General features: G+C 63.0%; 14 protein-coding genes. 10 read left to right on the top strand and 4 right to left on the bottom strand.

Annotated elements, in window-relative coordinates; all coding sequences use genetic code 11:
- The first annotated feature begins 25 nt into the window (after positions 1-25).
- Both ACR9YP_RS30820 and ACR9YP_RS30815 read left to right on the top strand, forming a co-directional pair.
- Positions 26-1,183: an ABC transporter substrate-binding protein gene (locus ACR9YP_RS30820; RefSeq protein WP_474217787.1), complete on the top strand. Its 1,158-nt coding sequence runs from the start codon at positions 26-28 to the stop codon at positions 1,181-1,183.
- A 43-nt stretch (positions 1,184-1,226) separates the two neighbouring features.
- A complete protein-coding gene (locus tag ACR9YP_RS30815) occupies positions 1,227-2,852 on the top strand; it encodes an ATP-dependent acyl-CoA ligase (RefSeq protein ID WP_474217786.1) in 1,626 nt (541 codons plus the stop codon).
- A 3-nt stretch (positions 2,853-2,855) separates the two neighbouring features.
- Here the strand turns inward: ACR9YP_RS30815 and ACR9YP_RS30810 are convergent, their stop codons facing one another.
- Positions 2,856-3,371, bottom strand: a complete 516-nt coding sequence (locus tag ACR9YP_RS30810; RefSeq protein ID WP_474217785.1) for a MarR family winged helix-turn-helix transcriptional regulator — start codon at positions 3,369-3,371, stop codon at positions 2,856-2,858.
- Positions 3,372-3,707: 336 nt separating this feature from the next.
- On the opposite strand from ACR9YP_RS30810, the gene ACR9YP_RS30805 reads away from it, so the two are divergent.
- Positions 3,708-4,886, top strand: a complete 1,179-nt coding sequence (locus tag ACR9YP_RS30805; RefSeq protein ID WP_438109511.1) for an acyl-CoA dehydrogenase family protein — start codon at positions 3,708-3,710, stop codon at positions 4,884-4,886.
- A gap of 37 nt (positions 4,887-4,923) precedes the next feature.
- On the opposite strand, the gene ACR9YP_RS30800 is transcribed toward ACR9YP_RS30805, so the two are convergent.
- Positions 4,924-6,063, bottom strand: coding sequence for a GlxA family transcriptional regulator (locus tag ACR9YP_RS30800; RefSeq protein ID WP_438109510.1), 1,140 nt, complete (start codon positions 6,061-6,063; stop codon positions 4,924-4,926).
- Between ACR9YP_RS30800 and ACR9YP_RS30795 the strand changes: the two genes are divergently transcribed.
- Positions 6,062-6,889 (top strand): dienelactone hydrolase family protein, encoded by an 828-nt coding sequence (locus ACR9YP_RS30795; RefSeq protein WP_438109509.1) that lies wholly within the window; start codon positions 6,062-6,064, stop codon positions 6,887-6,889. The genes ACR9YP_RS30800 and ACR9YP_RS30795 overlap by 2 nt on opposite strands.
- Positions 6,890-6,915: 26 nt before the next feature.
- Here ACR9YP_RS30795 and ACR9YP_RS30790 read toward each other — a convergent pair whose 3' ends face one another.
- Both ACR9YP_RS30790 and ACR9YP_RS30785 read right to left on the bottom strand, forming a co-directional pair.
- Positions 6,916-7,176 carry a DUF2249 domain-containing protein gene (locus ACR9YP_RS30790; RefSeq protein WP_474217784.1) on the bottom strand — a complete coding sequence of 87 codons (261 nt, stop codon included), beginning with the start codon at positions 7,174-7,176 and terminating at the stop codon, positions 6,916-6,918.
- A gap of 71 nt (positions 7,177-7,247) precedes the next feature.
- Entirely contained in the window at positions 7,248-8,129 is an 882-nt protein-coding gene (locus ACR9YP_RS30785; RefSeq protein ID WP_474217783.1) for a ferritin family protein, read from the bottom strand.
- A gap of 172 nt (positions 8,130-8,301) precedes the next feature.
- Between ACR9YP_RS30785 and ACR9YP_RS30780 the strand changes: the two genes are divergently transcribed.
- The 6 genes from ACR9YP_RS30780 to ACR9YP_RS30755 are packed head-to-tail and all read left to right on the top strand — an operon-like array spanning position 8,302 to position 16,175.
- Complete coding sequence (locus ACR9YP_RS30780) at positions 8,302-10,557, top strand: 4Fe-4S binding protein (protein ID WP_438110834.1); 2,256 nt, start codon at positions 8,302-8,304, stop codon at positions 10,555-10,557.
- A gap of 16 nt (positions 10,558-10,573) precedes the next feature.
- Complete coding sequence (gene nosZ, locus ACR9YP_RS30775; protein WP_438109506.1) at positions 10,574-12,523, top strand: TAT-dependent nitrous-oxide reductase; 1,950 nt, start codon at positions 10,574-10,576, stop codon at positions 12,521-12,523.
- Between the two features lie 13 nt (positions 12,524-12,536).
- A complete protein-coding gene (locus tag ACR9YP_RS30770; RefSeq protein WP_370988546.1) occupies positions 12,537-13,895 on the top strand; it encodes a nitrous oxide reductase family maturation protein NosD in 1,359 nt (452 codons plus the stop codon).
- Positions 13,892-14,803 (top strand): ABC transporter ATP-binding protein, encoded by a 912-nt coding sequence (locus tag ACR9YP_RS30765; protein WP_438109505.1) that lies wholly within the window; start codon positions 13,892-13,894, stop codon positions 14,801-14,803. The genes ACR9YP_RS30770 and ACR9YP_RS30765 overlap by 4 nt, the downstream gene beginning before the upstream one ends.
- Positions 14,800-15,627: an ABC transporter permease subunit gene (locus ACR9YP_RS30760; protein WP_438109504.1), complete on the top strand. Its 828-nt coding sequence runs from the start codon at positions 14,800-14,802 to the stop codon at positions 15,625-15,627. Before ACR9YP_RS30765 ends, ACR9YP_RS30760 begins: the two co-directional genes overlap by 4 nt.
- Positions 15,624-16,175 carry a nitrous oxide reductase accessory protein NosL gene (locus ACR9YP_RS30755; protein ID WP_370988542.1) on the top strand — a complete coding sequence of 184 codons (552 nt, stop codon included), beginning with the start codon at positions 15,624-15,626 and terminating at the stop codon, positions 16,173-16,175. Before ACR9YP_RS30760 ends, ACR9YP_RS30755 begins: the two co-directional genes overlap by 4 nt.
- The last annotated feature ends 8 nt before the right edge of the window (positions 16,176-16,183 follow it).

Here is a 16,183-nt window from a genome sequence, read left to right as displayed (position 1 = left end):
ACACACGAAACGAAAGACAGGTGCCATGATCTCGATGAAATCACTGCTCGGCTCCGCGCTGCTGCTTCTGGCTGTCCCTCAAGGAGTGCAAGCCGACATCCTCGTCGGCTTTGTCACCGGTCTCAGCGGGCCGGTATCCTCGATCGGCATTCCGAACGCGAAGGGGATTGCCGCGGGAGAGACGTATGTCGGCGAGGTCGGCGGCGAGAAGGTGCGCCTCATTCAGCTCGATGACGCCTCCGATGCCACCGCCTCGGCGCGCAACGCGCGCAAGCTCGTTGAGCAGGAGAAGGTCGACATCCTGATGGGGACGTCGGGGGCGCCGCAGACGTTGGCGATGGCGACCGCCGCGATCGAGATGAAAGTGCCGATGATCGCTGTCTCTCCGATCGCATCGGTTCCGGCTGGCGAGGGCGGCCCCTGGGTCGTGCAGACCCCGCAGCCGATGCCGCTCCTGGTCCAGGGCGTCGTTGATCACATGAAGGCGCGCGGCTTGAAGACAGTCGCGTTCATCGGGTTTTCGGATGCGCTCGGCGATCTCCTGTATGACTCGCTGTCGCAGAGCGCCAAGGCGGCGGAGATCAAGGTCATTGCCAACGAACGCTACGCCAGATCCGACTCGTCGGTGACTGCGCAGGTGCTGCGCGCGCTTGCGGCCCGCCCCGACGCCATCATGCTCGGCGGCACCGGAACGCCGGGTGCGCTGCCCGCCATCGCCTTGTCCGAGCGCGGATACAAGGGGCCGCTCTACGGCAACAACGGGATGATTAGCGCCGATTTCCTTCGCCTCGCCGGCAAGACCGCCAACGGCATCATCTGCCCCACCGGGCCGGTGATCGCGGCCGAACAGCTTCCGTCGAGCAATCCGATTCAGAAGGTCGCCTTGGCCTACCGGGCGGCTTACGAGAAGGCGAACGGCGAGCAGCCGACCGACGGGTTCTCCTCCTACTCGTTCGATGGCTGGATGGTCTTCGTCGACGCTGCCAAGCGCGCATTGGCAACCGGTGCCAAGCCGGGCTCGCCGGAATTCCGCAGCGCGCTGCGCCAGGCCTTGTTCACCACCAAGGAAGTCGTCGGCACGCAGGCAATCTACAATTTCACGCCGGCGGATCGGCACGGCGTCGATGCACGTTCGCGCGTCCTCGTTCAGATCGAGGACGGGAAGTACAAGCTCCTGCCTTGACGTCGGGCGGGTCTGGTCGAGCCGGGATTTGACGGAGCATTGCATGCGGGATGACGCCGGGCGGCAGCAGGAAGCGCCGGCCTGGGCGCGTGCGGTCGAGCTGTTTCCACCTTGCGACCGCGTGCTCGCGACCATCCTCGCCCGGCAGGCGGAGCGCTATGGCGATCGCGTTCTGCTGGTTGCTGGGCAGACGCGCTGGACCTATGCGCAGACCGCGGCGATAGCGGCTGCATCGGCGCAGACGTTGATCGAGGCCGGCATCAAACCGGGAGACCGGGTCGCGTTGATGTGCTCGAACCGACCGCAGTTTCTTCAAGTCTATCTCGGCTGCGCCTGGCTCGGCGCTATCACGGTGCCGATCAACACGGCGCTGCGGGGGCGCCAGCTCGCCCATATCTTCCGCAACTCGCATCCTGCGCTCCTCGTCGCCGAGGCCGGGTTTCTGGCCGCGCTCGAGACCGTTGGCACCGAGGCCGATCTGCCGCCGCTCGTATGGACGATCGATCAGATCGCGGAGGCGCCACGGATCGCAGCGGTGCCGTTGCCCGCGCCCGCATCCATGGCGCCGGCTGGTGCCGTGCGGCCGGGGGATACCGTTGCCATCCTCTACACCTCCGGCACCACGGGGCCGGCCAAGGGCGTGTGCTGTCCACAAGCTCAGCTGTTCTGGTGGGGCATCTGCTCGGCGCGGGCACTCGGCATTCGCGAGGGCGACGTGTTGTTCACGACCTTGCCGTTGTTCCACACCAACGCGCTCAATGCATTCTATCAGGCCGTATTGAACGGATGCACTTACGTGCTCGAGCAGAAATTTTCCGCTTCAGGCTTCTGGGCCGCCGCGCGAGCCCACAATGCGAGCGTGGGTTACCTGCTCGGTGCCATGGCGTCCATGCTCCTGGCCCAGCCTCGGAGGGAGGACGATACTGCTCATCGCGTTCGCGTCGCCTTGGGTGGGGGCGTGCCGCCGCAGATCCATCGGCCGTTTCTCGAGCGGTTCGGCGTGCCGCTGGTTGACGGCTATGGGTCGACGGAGACGAATTTCGTGTTCGCTGGCGCCATCCCCTCCGACCGTCCGGGGACCATGGGATATCTGGCCGGAGGCTTCGAGGCCCGCATCGTCGACGAAAACGATTCAGAGCTGCCTGACGGACAGGCGGGGGAACTCGTCCTGCGCGCCAAGGAGCCGTTTGCGTTCGCCACCGGATATTTCGGCATGCCGGAGAAGACGGTCGAAGCGTGGCGAAATCTCTGGTTTCATTCCGGCGATCGCGTCGTCCGCGACGCGGATGGACATTATCGCTTCGTTGATCGCATGAAGGATTCGATCCGCCGGCGCGGCGAGAACGTGTCCTCCTGGGAGGTCGAGCAGATCATCCTTGCCCATCCGGCGGTCGCTGCGTGCGCGATCTACCCGCTGCCGTCCGAACTGGGCGAGGATGAGGTTGCGGCCGCGATCTTGCTGGAGCAGGGGCAGTCGCTGGAGCCCGCCGACATCATCAGGCATTGCGAGGGGCAGATCGCCTATTTCGCAATCCCGCGCTATGTCCGCATCGTGAGCGAGATGCCGCTGACGGAGAACGGCAAGATCAAGAAGGGCGCGCTGCAACAGGCCGGTGTGACGACGGATACCTGGGACCGCGAAGCCGCCGGCATTCGAGTCCGGCGCTGAGCATCACGTCCGCTCGCGATGCTGCAGAGCGTCCCTCACGGCGCTCTTCACGTCGTCGAGCGCGCCGACGAGCCCGTCGAGACGGTCGATCGGGAATTCGGCCAGCAATTCGGCGAGCCAGGCGCCGTGACTCTTCGCCATCCGCCTGAAGGTCTTTCGGCCCTCGACCGTCATGCAGACGATCTGCACGCGCCGGTCCAGATTTGACGGCGTCCGCGTGATATATCCATCCTCGACCAGGCGATCGACGATCGGCGTCAGGTTGCCGGCCGAAACCATCAGGCGCTTGGGCAGTTCCCCCAGCACCAATCCGCTCGGCTCCCGATCGAGTTGAGCGAGAACGTCGAAGCGTGGCATCGTAAAGTCGTATTCTTCGCGAAATCGGCGCCGCAACTCCCCCTCGATCAGGGTCGTGCAGGCCAGCAGCCGGAGCCAGAGCCGCGTCTGAGCCCTGTACCCGGCCTCCGCATCGGCCGCATTCCTGCTGGACGCCGGCGAGGACTCCTTTGCGAGTGCCAAATCGATCTCCTGAGCCTCATGGCGCGTTGAAGGCGAATGCAATTCCATTCGATGCGCAACAGAATAGTTCGTGCCAAAACTAAATTCAAGGCAGGGACCGGAAGAGCAGGGCGTCCCCTGATCCGGGGCGGATTTGGTCCGTGTTTCCCGTCGACGCCGCTAGGCAAAGCGCCGGAACATCGTCTGTGCACCGGCGCCTTGACAACGTCTTCAGGGAAGGAAATAGTTTATGCTTAAAACAATTCGAGGGCGCCGGCTGCATTGGCGGATTTGATCGCAAGCACGCCTCAGAACATGCCGGCCGTCCGGCAGGCAATCGACCTTGTGGAGCGACAGATGAGCTCATTGGCAAAGACGATCTCCCGCGACTGGCTGGACTGGCCGTTCTTCGAGCCGCGTCATCGCGCAATTTGCGAGGCGCTCGACCGCTTCGTCACGCAGGGTGGTCTTCAGGCGGCCGACCACAGCGACGTCGATGGCGCCTGCCGCAAGCTCGTTCGCGCGCTCGGCGCGGCGGGACTGCTCGACTGCGCGGTTGCGGCGCCGGACGGTGACGTGGCGAGCATCGATTCCCGCTCGATCTGCCTGTCGCGCGAGACGCTGGCCTATGCCGATGGTCTCGCCGATTTCGCCTTTGCAATGCAAGGCCTCGGATCCGGCGCCATCGCGCTTGCCGGCTCGGCGGAGCTGCGAAACGCCGTGCTGCCGAAAGTCCGTTCCGGCGAATGGCTGGCTGCCTTTGCGCTTTCGGAGCAGGCGGCGGGCTCGGATGTGGCGGCCATGACGTGCACGGCGCGCGAGGACGGCGACAGCTACGTTCTGGAAGGCGAGAAGACCTGGATCTCGAATGGCGGGATCGCCGACGTCTACACGCTGTTCGCGCGAACCGGGGAGGCGCCTGGCGCGCGCGGCATCTCCGCCTTCGCAGTGTTTCCCGATGATCCCGGCTTCAGCGTGGCCGAGCGCATCGACATCATCGCGCCGCATCCGCTCGCAACGCTGCGTCTGGACAATTGCCGCATCCCGATCAGCCGACGCATCGGGCCGTCCGGCGGCGGATTCAAGATTGCGATGCAGACCCTCGATATCTTCCGGTCCTCGGTTGCCGCAGCGGCGCTGGGTTTTGCCAGACGCGCGCTGGAGGAGGCACGACTGCACGCGCAGACACGGCGCATGTTCGGGACGACGCTGTCGGAACTGCAGCTGACCCAGGCCGCACTCGGCGACATGGCCACTGAAACGGATGCCGCGGCGCTGCTGACCTATCGCGCCGCGTGGCGCCGCGACGTTCAGAAGCTTCCCACCACGCGTGAAGCGGCAATGGCAAAACTGGCCGCCACCGAAACCGCCCAACGGGTAGTCGACCGCGCGGTGCAGATGTTCGGCGGTCGCGGTGTGCGCAAGGGCGAGATCGTCGAGAGCCTGTATCGCGAAGTCCGCGCGCTTCGCATCTACGAAGGGGCGACCGAGGTTCAGAAGCTGATCGTCGCGCGCGAACTCCTCAAGCCGCGCTAACGGGGGCTCTCAGCGCAGAGCGTGACGGCGGCGGTCATCATGATACATCCAGCGCTCGCTTGCGTTTGGGCGCCGCCGGTCGGTCAGGTCGTCGGGCTCCACGCGTCCTGGAGGGCGCAGCGCCATTGTGCCGCTTGCGCGCGGCACGCGCGCCGGGTGTCTTCTCCCGGTGCAAAAGCTTGCGAAGCGTAGAGGGGTCGGCGTACCCAACCTTCTCGGCGATGTCATCGAGGCTGAGCCGAGTGGTTTCCAGCAGGTCCATTGCCTTATCGACGCGCAACCTCTGGACAAATTTCACCGGCGAAAGCCCGGTGGCGCGCTCGCATCGGCGCGCAAAGGTGCGCGCACCCAGTCCCGCGGCCTTTGCAAGTTCGGAGATTGAAAAGGTCCGATGCAGTCGCGCCCGTGCCCAGCGCTCCGCGCGTGAAACGCGTTCGTCCGCGGCGGTGAGGAAGGATAGCGCCATATAGCGGGATTGCGATTGCCTCCGGTCCAGCAAGAGAAACCGCGCGCAGCTGTCCGCGAGGTCAGGTCCTGCATGGCGGGCAATGATCGAAAGCATCAGGTCCAATTGAGCCATCGCCGCACCGGCCGTTGTTAGGCGCCCGTCGGTCAACACCATCGCATCCGTGTCGAGAGTCACCCTTGGAAACAGCTGTCGAAACAAGGGTGCGAGCCACCAGGTCGTGGTTGCGCGGCGGGCATCCAGCAGCCCGGCGCTCGCAACCAGAAATACGGCCGAGCAGGAGCTGGCGATTTCAGCTCCGGATTGAAAGGCCGCATGTAGAGCCTTCCTGGCCATTTCGGCATCCCGTCGCTGCAATCCTTCGCGAACGAGTTGCTCATCCGTCCAGGCCAGCCCAGGCACGATCACCACGTCTGCGGGTCTATTGGCGCCGCCCTTCGCGGGCAGCCTTGCGAGCTGCGTTGTCCATCTTGCCCCGGAGCCGGAAATTCTGACGTCAAAGCAGGGCAGTCGTCCGGCCCTTGCACGAATGCCGTTGGCCACATCGATCAATTCGGTGGTGATGGCGACACTGGCCGCAGAAGCTCCTTCCAGGACCAGAACGTCAATGAGCGGCATGGCAAAATAGCCCCGAATAATGTCACTTTTGACACTTGTCGAAATGAATGCCCGGGAAATACCGTTTGCGCAACCTTTTCCGGAGGACAACATGAGCGATGCGCTGCTGAAGCCTGACGATCTATCCGATTTCGAGCAGCGGCTCCTCGCGTTGGAGGGCACGGCAAAACCGGTCTACGTTGCGGGCCAGGGACCCGCTGTCATCGTCATGACCGAGATGCCAGGCATTAGCCCGCACGTCGCGCGTTTCGCTCGCTGGGTGCGCGACGCCGGCTTTCGCGTCTACATGCCGTCGCTTTTCGGAAAGGATGGCGATGTTCCCGACGCGGAAACTGCAGCCGGTGTTTTTCGGCGCGCGTGCGTCAGCGCTGAATTTCGAGCGCTCGGGGGCGGATCATCGAGCCCTGTATCCAACTGGTTGCGGGCGCTCGCGAGGCTGGCCCATGGCGAGAGCGGCGGGCCGGGCGTCGGCGCTATCGGCATGTGCTTTACCGGCAACTTCGCGCTGAACATGATGCTGGAGCCGGTACTGCTGGCTCCTGTCTTGTCCCAGCCGTCGCTCCCGTTGGACAATCCCGCCGGCATCGAGAGCTCCGCTGACGAACTGGCGCAAGTCCGTTCAAGGCTGGAACGCGAAGATCTGACCGTCCTTGCTTACCGGTTTGCGGGCGATTCATTTTGCCGCGCCGAACGGTTTGCCGCCTACCAGGCCGCGCTCGGCGATCGCTTCGTTGGTCGCGTTTTGCCTGACACGGCCGCGAATACTGGGCCCAAGCCACCGTTCTTCGAGCAGTTCGTCAAGACGCCTCATAGCGTCGTCACAGTTCATCTTGTCGATGAGTCGGGTCAGTTCACTCTCGCAGCCCGGGACGAGATTCTTGCATTCTTTCAGAAGCGCCTGAAATCCAGATCGACCTGATGCTCGCCGTCAACCCCGCGAGTCATTCAGCCGGGGCGGCCGACGCGGACACGCCAGATATCCGGACCCGTCTCGACATAATCCCAAGTGAAGATGTTGAAATACCTGACGTCGAACAGGTAGCGCAACGGACGCGGGTCGTGGTCACTCACGACATGGAAGAACTGCCCGGGAGCCAACTGATCAAACGTGTCGAAGATCAACGGATGGCGCATCGTCCGCGGAATGCTTCGAACGTCGATCGTCGTCTCCGGGGCGGTCAACTGATCGGTGATTTGCTGCTTCATGGACCCAACATCGCCCCGGATGCCGGATCTGTCTTTGTCGCTGCGCAAACCAGGGAGGCGCTCGTTACCCATCATCCAGGAAGGGATGCAATGGTGCGAAGATCTGCCAGCCGGGCGATGGAGCGGGCCGCGAGCTGCTGAGCCAGCTCCAATCGCGACTGGTCGACGGCATTGTCGGCTTCATCGAGATAGATCGAGGACAATTGTTCCGCGAGACGCAGCACACGGCGCTTGATGTCGTCGAGCGTTTCAGAATGCGGAAAAGTATCGTTGGTGTCCCCGATCGGAATCTGTAAGCCGTCTCCAATCAGGGACAGCAGGCGCCTTCGCTGCGGCGCGGGCGCATCCTGGGACCATCGAAAGATGCCCCTGAGAAGGAGGCTTTCGAGCAACGCGGCCGATGAGAACTCAGTGACTGCCGTCTCCTGTGCCGCAAGAGACTGCCTTCGGCCGGCCCGCCACGCCAGCCGGCGCTCGCGGCGAAGCAGATTGCCGTCACGCAGCGCCTCGCGCGCCAGACTCTCAGCGGCTGCCCGCACAAGCCCGCTTTCGGCGCGCGCTGCGATATATGTCCAGAATATGAAGGCTCGTTCGCGGTGCCGGACGGCGAGCGCCCATGCGCCATAAGCGGTCGCGAGCAGCGAGCCCTCAAGCTCGGACAGCTCTTCCGCGGGAACCAAATCCATCGGTGGCCACCTGAGATCAGCCCTGGCAGGCCCGCGCCCGATGGCTGCGATGCAGGCTTTCTCGATTGTTTCGGCGCGTTCTAACTCCCTTTGATTCAGGACTTCGAAAACGCAGCGGACTGGTTCGAAGCCCTCGTCACCGGTTGCGGCAAGCTTGCCATAACGCTGCGCAGCCTCTTCGGCCTGAGTAAACGCAATCGCATAGAGCTCGCCGACGTTCCGGACAGAAGCGGGCGGCTCTGCTGCCAACAGGGGTTCACTGCGCATCTTGGGTTCCAATCACACCGTGGAGCATGGCCTTGTCCGCGCCGCGTCTGTTTGAGGTAGCGCAAAGGTGGACCCGCTCGCGCTGTTACAAGAGGAGCGATTCAGAACAACGGCGTTCTGCTAACTGAAAGCGGCGCGCTTGCTAAAACTCTTTGGTATCAGACTGTTCCTGGTGCTGGCCCTGGCCGTTCTCGGCTGGATCGGCTTCGGCTGTCCGGCCGATGCTACTGGCAGATTGAATGACTACCTGCCGAAGGCGGAGCCGGGAGAACTGATTCCCGGTGCGAACCGGCTCGGAGTGCCGCAAGGCGATCCAGCGATTGCTCCAGCCTACAAGGACGACCAGCTCCTTGGGTTCGTCTACCTGAATTCGGATTTCGCCAACGCAACTGGCTATTCGGGCAAGCCGATCCAGATCCTGGTCGGAATCAACCCGAAGGGCGTGCTCACCGGCCTGAAGCTGGTCGAGCACAAGGAGCCCATCGTTCTCGTGGGTATTCCGGAAAGACGCATCCTGGAAGCGGTCAAGAAATTGATCGGTACCGATATGGAGCCCGTCGTCCGCGGAGCGGCGACCGCGCCGCAGGTGGACATCGTCAGTGGCGCGACGGTCACCGTTCTGGTGATGGGGGACAGCATCCTCCGATCCGCAACGAAGATCATCAAGAGCGGTCGTCTCGGTGCCCAGGGCCTTGCGCCGGCCGGCCCCGCGCCTCAAGTCATCAGGGCGATTGATCCCGGCAAGAGCGAGATCCGCGATTGGCAGAGCCTGGTCGGTGACGGCTCCGTTCGCCGCCTGACCCTCTCTCTTGCCGATATCAATCAGGCTTTCGAGAAGTCCGGCAACGCGGCCGCGGCGGCCCATCCGGAGGAAGGCGACCCCAGCGACACGTTCATCGATCTTTATGTCGCCGACGTTGCGGTGCCGACCATCGGCCGCAGCCTGCTCGGGAACGACGGATACAATCGCCTGACCGGAAGGCTCAAGCCGGGCCAGCAGGCGCTCGTCGTCGCGGGGGCGGGCCGTTATTCCTTCAAGGGCGCCGCTTACGTTCGCGGCGGGATCTTCGACCGGATCGAATTGATCCAGGATACCAACAGCATCCGTTTCCGCGATCGCGACCACACCCGGCTGGGAAGCCTCGAGGCCGAGGGCGCGCCCGATTTTCCCGAGATCGCGCTTTTTGTCGTGCCGGCTGAGTTCAGTTTCGATCCGACCGAACAATGGATATTGCAACTGCTCGTGCAGCGCGTCGTGGGCGCACGCGACAAGGCATGGGTGACCTTCGAGCTGGGATATGCATTGCCTGATGCTTACGTGAAGCGCGAGCCGGCGGCGCAAGGCCAAGGCGCCTCGCCGGACCGAACGCCCGCATCGGCGACCGAACGGCGCGAGACAGCAGGACCAGCTTCAACCGAAGACGAGCCGCTGTGGATGAAGATCTGGCGAGGCAACATCGTCAAGGTCGCCATGGCGGCCTTCGCGCTTGGTGCGCTCACGCTCATCTTCTTCTTCCAGAATCAGCTGGTGCGCCGCCCGAAAGTCTATACCTGGGTACGCCGGGTCTACCTGGCGTTCATTCTCGTGTGGCTCGGCTGGTACGCGAATGCGCAGCTTTCGGTCGTCAACGTCCTGACGTTCGCCAATTCATTGTTGACCGGGTTCAGCTGGGAATACTTCCTGTCCGTGCCGCTGATCTTCCTGCTGTGGTGCTCGATCGCCGCCGGGCTTCTGTTCTGGGGGCGCGGTCCGTTCTGCGGCTGGCTCTGTCCGTTCGGTGCGTTGCAGGAGCTGCTCAACAACGTCGCGCAGGCGGTCAAGATTCCGCAATATCGATTGCCATGGGGTCTTCACGAGCGGCTATGGCCACTCAAATACATCATCTTCCTGGGCCTGTTCGGGATGTCGCTGTACTCGACCGCGTTTGCCGAACAGCTCGCGGAAGTCGAGCCCTTCAAGACGGCGATCGTCCTGAAGTTCGCGCGCGAATGGCCGTTCGCCGTCTATGCGCTGACGCTTCTGTCGGCCGGATTGTTCGTCGAGCGATTTTTCTGTCGCTACATGTGCCCGCTTGGCGCTGCGCTGGCGATTCCGGGGCGTATCCGCATGTTCGAATGGCTGCGCCGCTGGCCGGAATGCGGCTCGCCCTGCCAGCGCTGCGCCAACGAATGCCCGGTGCAGGCGATCCATCCTGAGGGGCACATCAACGTCAATGAATGCATCTACTGCATGCATTGCCAGGAGCTCTACTTCGACGATCACCGCTGCCCGCACATGATTCAGGTGCGGCTGAAGCGCGAGAAGCGTGAAGCGCTGTCGTCGTCGTCGATGCGCAGCGGCGGCAAGGGACCGCAAACCATAATCACTGCGGGCGGCAAGCCGGTCGGGCTGCCGCGCGCAGAAGCCATTACCCCACCACCAAACTGAAGCCCAGGAGGCCACCATGAGCGACAACGAAAATGGAAAACCCGTCAGCCGGCGCACTTTGCTAGGGACAACGGCTGCGGCCGCTGGCGTCGGTATTGCGGGCGGAGTTGGCCTGTCGAGCGACGGCCTCGGCCTCGTCACGGCGGCGGACGCTCAGACCAAGTCGGCACCAAAGGCGCCGGCGGCGCGTCCGGCGGTGCAGAAGGCCGAGGTGGCTCCGGGCGAACTCGACGAATATTACGTGTTCTTCTCCAGCGGCCAGTCCGGCGAAATGCGCATCGTCGGTTTGCCCTCGATGCGCGAACTGATGCGCGTTCCCGTCTTCAACCGCTGTAGTGCCACCGGATGGGGACAGACCAACGAGAGCCTTAAGGTGCTGACCGAAGGGCTGCAGCCTGCGACGCGCGAATTGCTCAAGAGCCGCGGCGGCACGTTCATGAACGGCGATCTGCATCATCCGCACATCACGTTCACCGACGGTACCTATGACGGCCGATACGCGTTCATGAACGACAAGGCCAACACCCGGGTCGCACGCGTGCGCCTCGACGTCATGAAGTGCGACAAGATCATCGAGCTGCCGAACCAGCATACGGTCCATGGCCTGCGGCTGCAAAAATATCCCCGCACCGGATACGTGTTCTGTAACGGCGAGGATGGCGTGCCGCTCCCGAACGACGGCAAGGTGCTCGACAAGCCGAAAGATTATCGTGCGATCTTCACGGCGCTGGACAGTGACACCATGAAGGTTGCGTGGCAGGTGATCGTCGACGGCAATCTCGACAACGTCGATGCCGACTATCAGGGCAAATACGCGTTCTCTACCTGCTACAACGCGGAGGAAGGTGTCACCTTGGCCGAGATGACCGCCAACGAACAGGATTGGGTCGTGATCTTCAACCTTAAGCGGATCGAGGAGGCGGTCAAAAAGGGCGACTTCAAGGAAATGAACGGCGTGCCAGTGATCGACGGCCGGAAGGGTTCGCCTTACACGCGCTACGTTCCGGTCTCGAATAATCCGCACGGCATGAACACCGCACCCGACGGAATCCACATCGTCGCGGCCGGGAAGCTGTCGCCGACCGTCACGGTCATGGATGTCAGGCTGTTCGACCAGTTGTTCGACGACAAGATCAAGCCGCGCGACGTGGTCGTAGCCGAACCCGAACTCGGTCTCGGGCCGCTGCATACCGCCTACGACGGCAAAGGCAACGCCTATACGACACTGTTCCTCGACAGCCAGGTCTGCAAGTGGAACATCGAGCTCGCAAAACGCGCCTTCAAGGGGGAAAAGGTCGATCCCATCATCCAGAAGCTCGACGTTCACTATCAGCCCGGTCACAACCATTCTTCCATGGGCCAGACCAAGGAGGCCGACGGAAAGTGGCTGATCTCCCTGAATAAGTTCTCCAAGGACCGCTTCCTCAATGTCGGTCCGCTGAAGCCGGAGAATGATCAGTTGATCGACATATCAGGCGACAAGATGGTTCTCATCCATGACGGTCCGAGCTTTGCCGAGCCGCACGACGCCACCATCGTCCATCGCTCCAAGATCAACCCGATCTCGATCTGGGACCGGGCCGACCCGATGTTCGCGGACGCAGTGAAGCAGGCGAAAGCCGACGGGATCAATCTCGAAGCCGACTCCAAGGTCATCCGCGACGGCAACACGGTCCGCGTCTACATGACGTCGACGGCGCCGGCGTTCGGCCTCGACCAATTCCAGGTCAAGCAGGGCGATCAGGTGACCGTCTACGTCACGAACATCGACGCCGTAGAGGACCTGACCCACGGTTTCTGCATCGTGAACTATGGCATCCAGATGGAGGTTGCGCCAATGGCGACCGCCTCGGTGTCGTTCACGGCGGATAAGCCCGGCGTCTACTGGTATTACTGCTCGTGGTTCTGTCATGCCATGCATATGGAGATGAAGGGCCGCATGTTCGTCGAACCGAAGATGGTCTGAGCGAGAACAGCACGTGCGTGTTTTGCCACGACTCATCCCGGCGGCGATCTGCGCCGCCGGGGCCTTTGGCTCCGCCACCGCGGCGGAGCTGAGGGCCTTTGCGGATCAGCCGCTCCAAGCAGTACTGGACCGTGCACAGGAAGGCGACGTCGTCAAGCTGGGACCCGGCGTTTACGAGGGGCGGGTCAGGATTGACCGGCGCCTTATCCTGGCCGGGGAGCCCGGCGCGGTGCTCAGCGGTGGCAGGTCCGGCAATGTCATTACCGTGACCGCGCCGGGGGTCACCATCCGCGGCCTCACCATTAGGGAATCCGGTCGCGATCTCCAGGCCATGAATTCAGGGATCTTTCTCGAGAAGACTGCGGAGCGTGCGATCATCGAGAACAACCGCCTCGAAGGGAACCTGTTCGGCATCTACGTTCACGGCGCGGCAGGCTCGCGTGTCGAGCGCAACGTCATCGAAGGATTGCGCGAGGGGCGCCGCAGCGAGAGCGGGAATGGCGTGTCGGTCTGGAACGCGCCCGACGTCACCATCGCGGAAAACACCTTCCGCTACGGCCGAGACGGCATCTTCACGATCAGCAGTCGCAAGGACCACTTCATCAACAACCGTTTCGAACAGGTGCGCTTCGCGGTTCACTACATGTACACCAACGACAGCGAGGTCCGCGGCAACGTTTCAGTGCGCAATACGGTTGGCTACGCCATCATGTATTCGAACCGACTTGTGGTCCGCAATAATGTATCGGATCGCGATCGTGACTACGGGATACTGTTCAACTACGCCAATTATGCCGAGATCGACGGCAACCGGGTCGTTGGCGGATCGCTGGACAACGTCGCAGTCGGCAGCCAAGGTCCGGATGACGAGAAGGAGATGGTGCCCGACATAAGGCCAACCCGGGACGTCCGCAGCGGACCGGAAAAATGCGTGTTCATCTACAACACCAACCACAACAGGTTCCGCAACAACTGGTTCGAACGTTGCGGCATCGGCGTCCACTTCACCGCCGGCTCGGAAGGCAACGAGATTGCGGGCAATGCCTTCGTCGGCAATCGCAACCAGGTCAAATATGTCGGCACACGTGATCTCGACTGGTCGAAGGGTGGCAGCGGCAATTACTGGAGCGATAACCCGGCATTCGACCTGAACGGTGATGGCATTGCTGACACAGCTTATCGGCCCAACGATCTGGTCGATCGCGTGCTGTGGACGGCGCCATCCGCCAAGGTCTTGATCAACAGCCCCGCGGTGCAAGTGCTGCGCTGGGCGCAGGCGCAGTTTCCGGCTCTCTATCCCGGCGGCGTCGTCGATAGCCATCCTCTGGTCGCGCCACCGCCGAAGCCTTCGCCCGAATGGAGCTCCAGATGACCGTTACCGTGTCCGTGACCGGTGTCGACAAGAACTATCGCAAGGTGCGCGCGCTGCGTGACGTCTCGTTCTCTCTCGTGCCCGGGCGGCTGAGCGCGCTGGTCGGCCACAACGGCGCCGGCAAGACCACGCTGATCAAATTGATGCTGGGCTTGATCCGGTCCGACCGCGGCGAAATTCGCGTGATGGGGCAGGATCCGGCAGCGGGCGAATTCTCCGAACGCCGGCTGCTTGGCTACCTCCCCGAAAACGTCGCGTTCAACGCAGCCCTCACGGGACGCGAAACGCTGGCGTTCTATGCCCGTCTGAAGCGGATCAAGCCAGTCTCGGCTTGGGCGCTGCTCGACCGCGTCGGACTGAGCGATGCAGCCGATCGCCGCGTCGGGACTTATTCCAAGGGTATGCGGCAGCGACTGGGTCTGGCCCAGGCGTTGCTTGGACAACCACGCGTGCTGTTGCTGGATGAGCCGACCACGGGCCTCGATCCAGCGCTCCGGCAAACGTTCTACGAGATTCTCAACGAATTGCGCGACGGCGGCGCCACCGTCCTGATCTCGTCCCACGCGCTCAACGAACTCGAAGATCGCGCGGAGCACGTGCTGATCATGAATCGCGGCCGGCTGGTCGCTCAAGGCACGTTGGCCGAATTGCGCTCACTCTCGCAGTTGCCGATCCGGGTCTCACTCGATCTGGCGGTCGGCGCGGATGAAGAAATTGCCGCCCCGATCGCGGATGAAACTGTCTCGGCTTCGGGCCGCAAGACCGTGTTGGTGGCTGACGAGACAGGAAAGATGGATCTGTTGCGCGCGGTAGCGGGCGATCGCCGTGTCAGGAACATTGAAATCGCCGCTCCGACCCTCGACGATCTCTACGCACATTTCCTCAACACGCAGGAGAAGGCCGCGTGAGGACAGTCGGGATCATCGCCTTCAAGGAAATCCAGGAAGGCTTGCGGAACCGCTGGGTATTGGCGACCACGCTCCTGCTGGCGGCCCTTGCCTTGTCGCTGACGTTCCTCGGCAGCGCGCCCACGGGCAATGTTGGTGCCGGCGCCCTCGACGTGGTGGTTGTCAGCCTGTCCAGCCTGACGATTTTTCTGTTGCCGCTGATCGCGCTGCTGATCTCGCACGATGCTGTGGTCGGTGAAATGGAGCGGGGCACGATGATCCTGCTGTTGAGTTACCCGGTGGGCCGCAGCCAGGTCATCCTCGGTAAGTTCTGCGGGCATGTCCTGATCCTGGCTTTTGCGACGATCCTCGGTTACGGCGCGGCGGCTGCTGCGCTCGCGATCACCGGCGCCTCCGTGCTGGCGGCGAGCTGGTACGCGTTTGCTTCGATGCTCGGGACGTCGATCATGCTGGGGGCCGTATTCGTGGCGATAGGTTACCTGATCAGCAGCCTGGTTCGCGACCGCGGCACGGCGGCAGGCCTTTCTGTCGGCATCTGGCTCCTGATGGTGCTGGTGTTCGATATGGCATTGCTTGGCATGCTGGTGGTCGACCAGGGGCGGATCATCTCGGCGACGGTGCTCGAATGGCTTCTGTTTCTCAATCCCACCGATCTTTACCGGTTGGCGAATCTCACGGGATTCAATGTGAGCCAATTTTCCGGCATGGCCGGGTTGTCCGGAACGGCGACGACCGGCATTACGGCGTTATTGCTCGGCCTGCTGCTCTGGATCGTGGCGCCGCTCGGGCTTGCGACGACCTTCTTCGCACGGAGGGAACTATGACTCGAAGATCCGCCGGTGCGATCATCATCGCGGCGCTGTTTCTCGTTGGCTGCAATCCGAACGCGGCGAACACCAACGTGCCGCCGCCGCTTCCTCTCACGCGCGATGCGATGGGCGTCTTTTGCGGCATGAATCTGATGGAGCATCCCGGACCCAAGGGGCAGATCATCACGTCGGGCCGCATCGATCCGTTCTGGTTCACTTCCGTCCGCGATACCGTGGCGTTCACGTTGATGTCGGATCAGCCGCGTGACATCCGCGCGATCTATGTCTCGGACATGGCGCGCGCTTCGAGTTGGGAGGAGCTCGGCCCAACGAACTGGATCGATGCGCGGACCGCGTTTTTCGTGATCGAAAGCCGGAAGCGGGGCGGCATGGGAGCGGCGGAAGCAGTGCCGTTCGGCAACCGGGCCGCGGCTGATGGCTTCGCAGCCGAGAACGGCGGTCGGGTGGTGACGTTCGCGGAAATTCCCGGCACTTATGTCCTGGGCAGCGACACGGCGGGCGGGGCCGCCGAACATGATCGCAGCGATGCCAGGCTAAACTGAGGACCTCG

This window comes from Bradyrhizobium sp. BR14999 (assembly GCF_056106085.1).
Note: the sequence above shows the minus strand (reverse complement) of the source record. Positions and strands in the feature narration are given on the sequence as shown.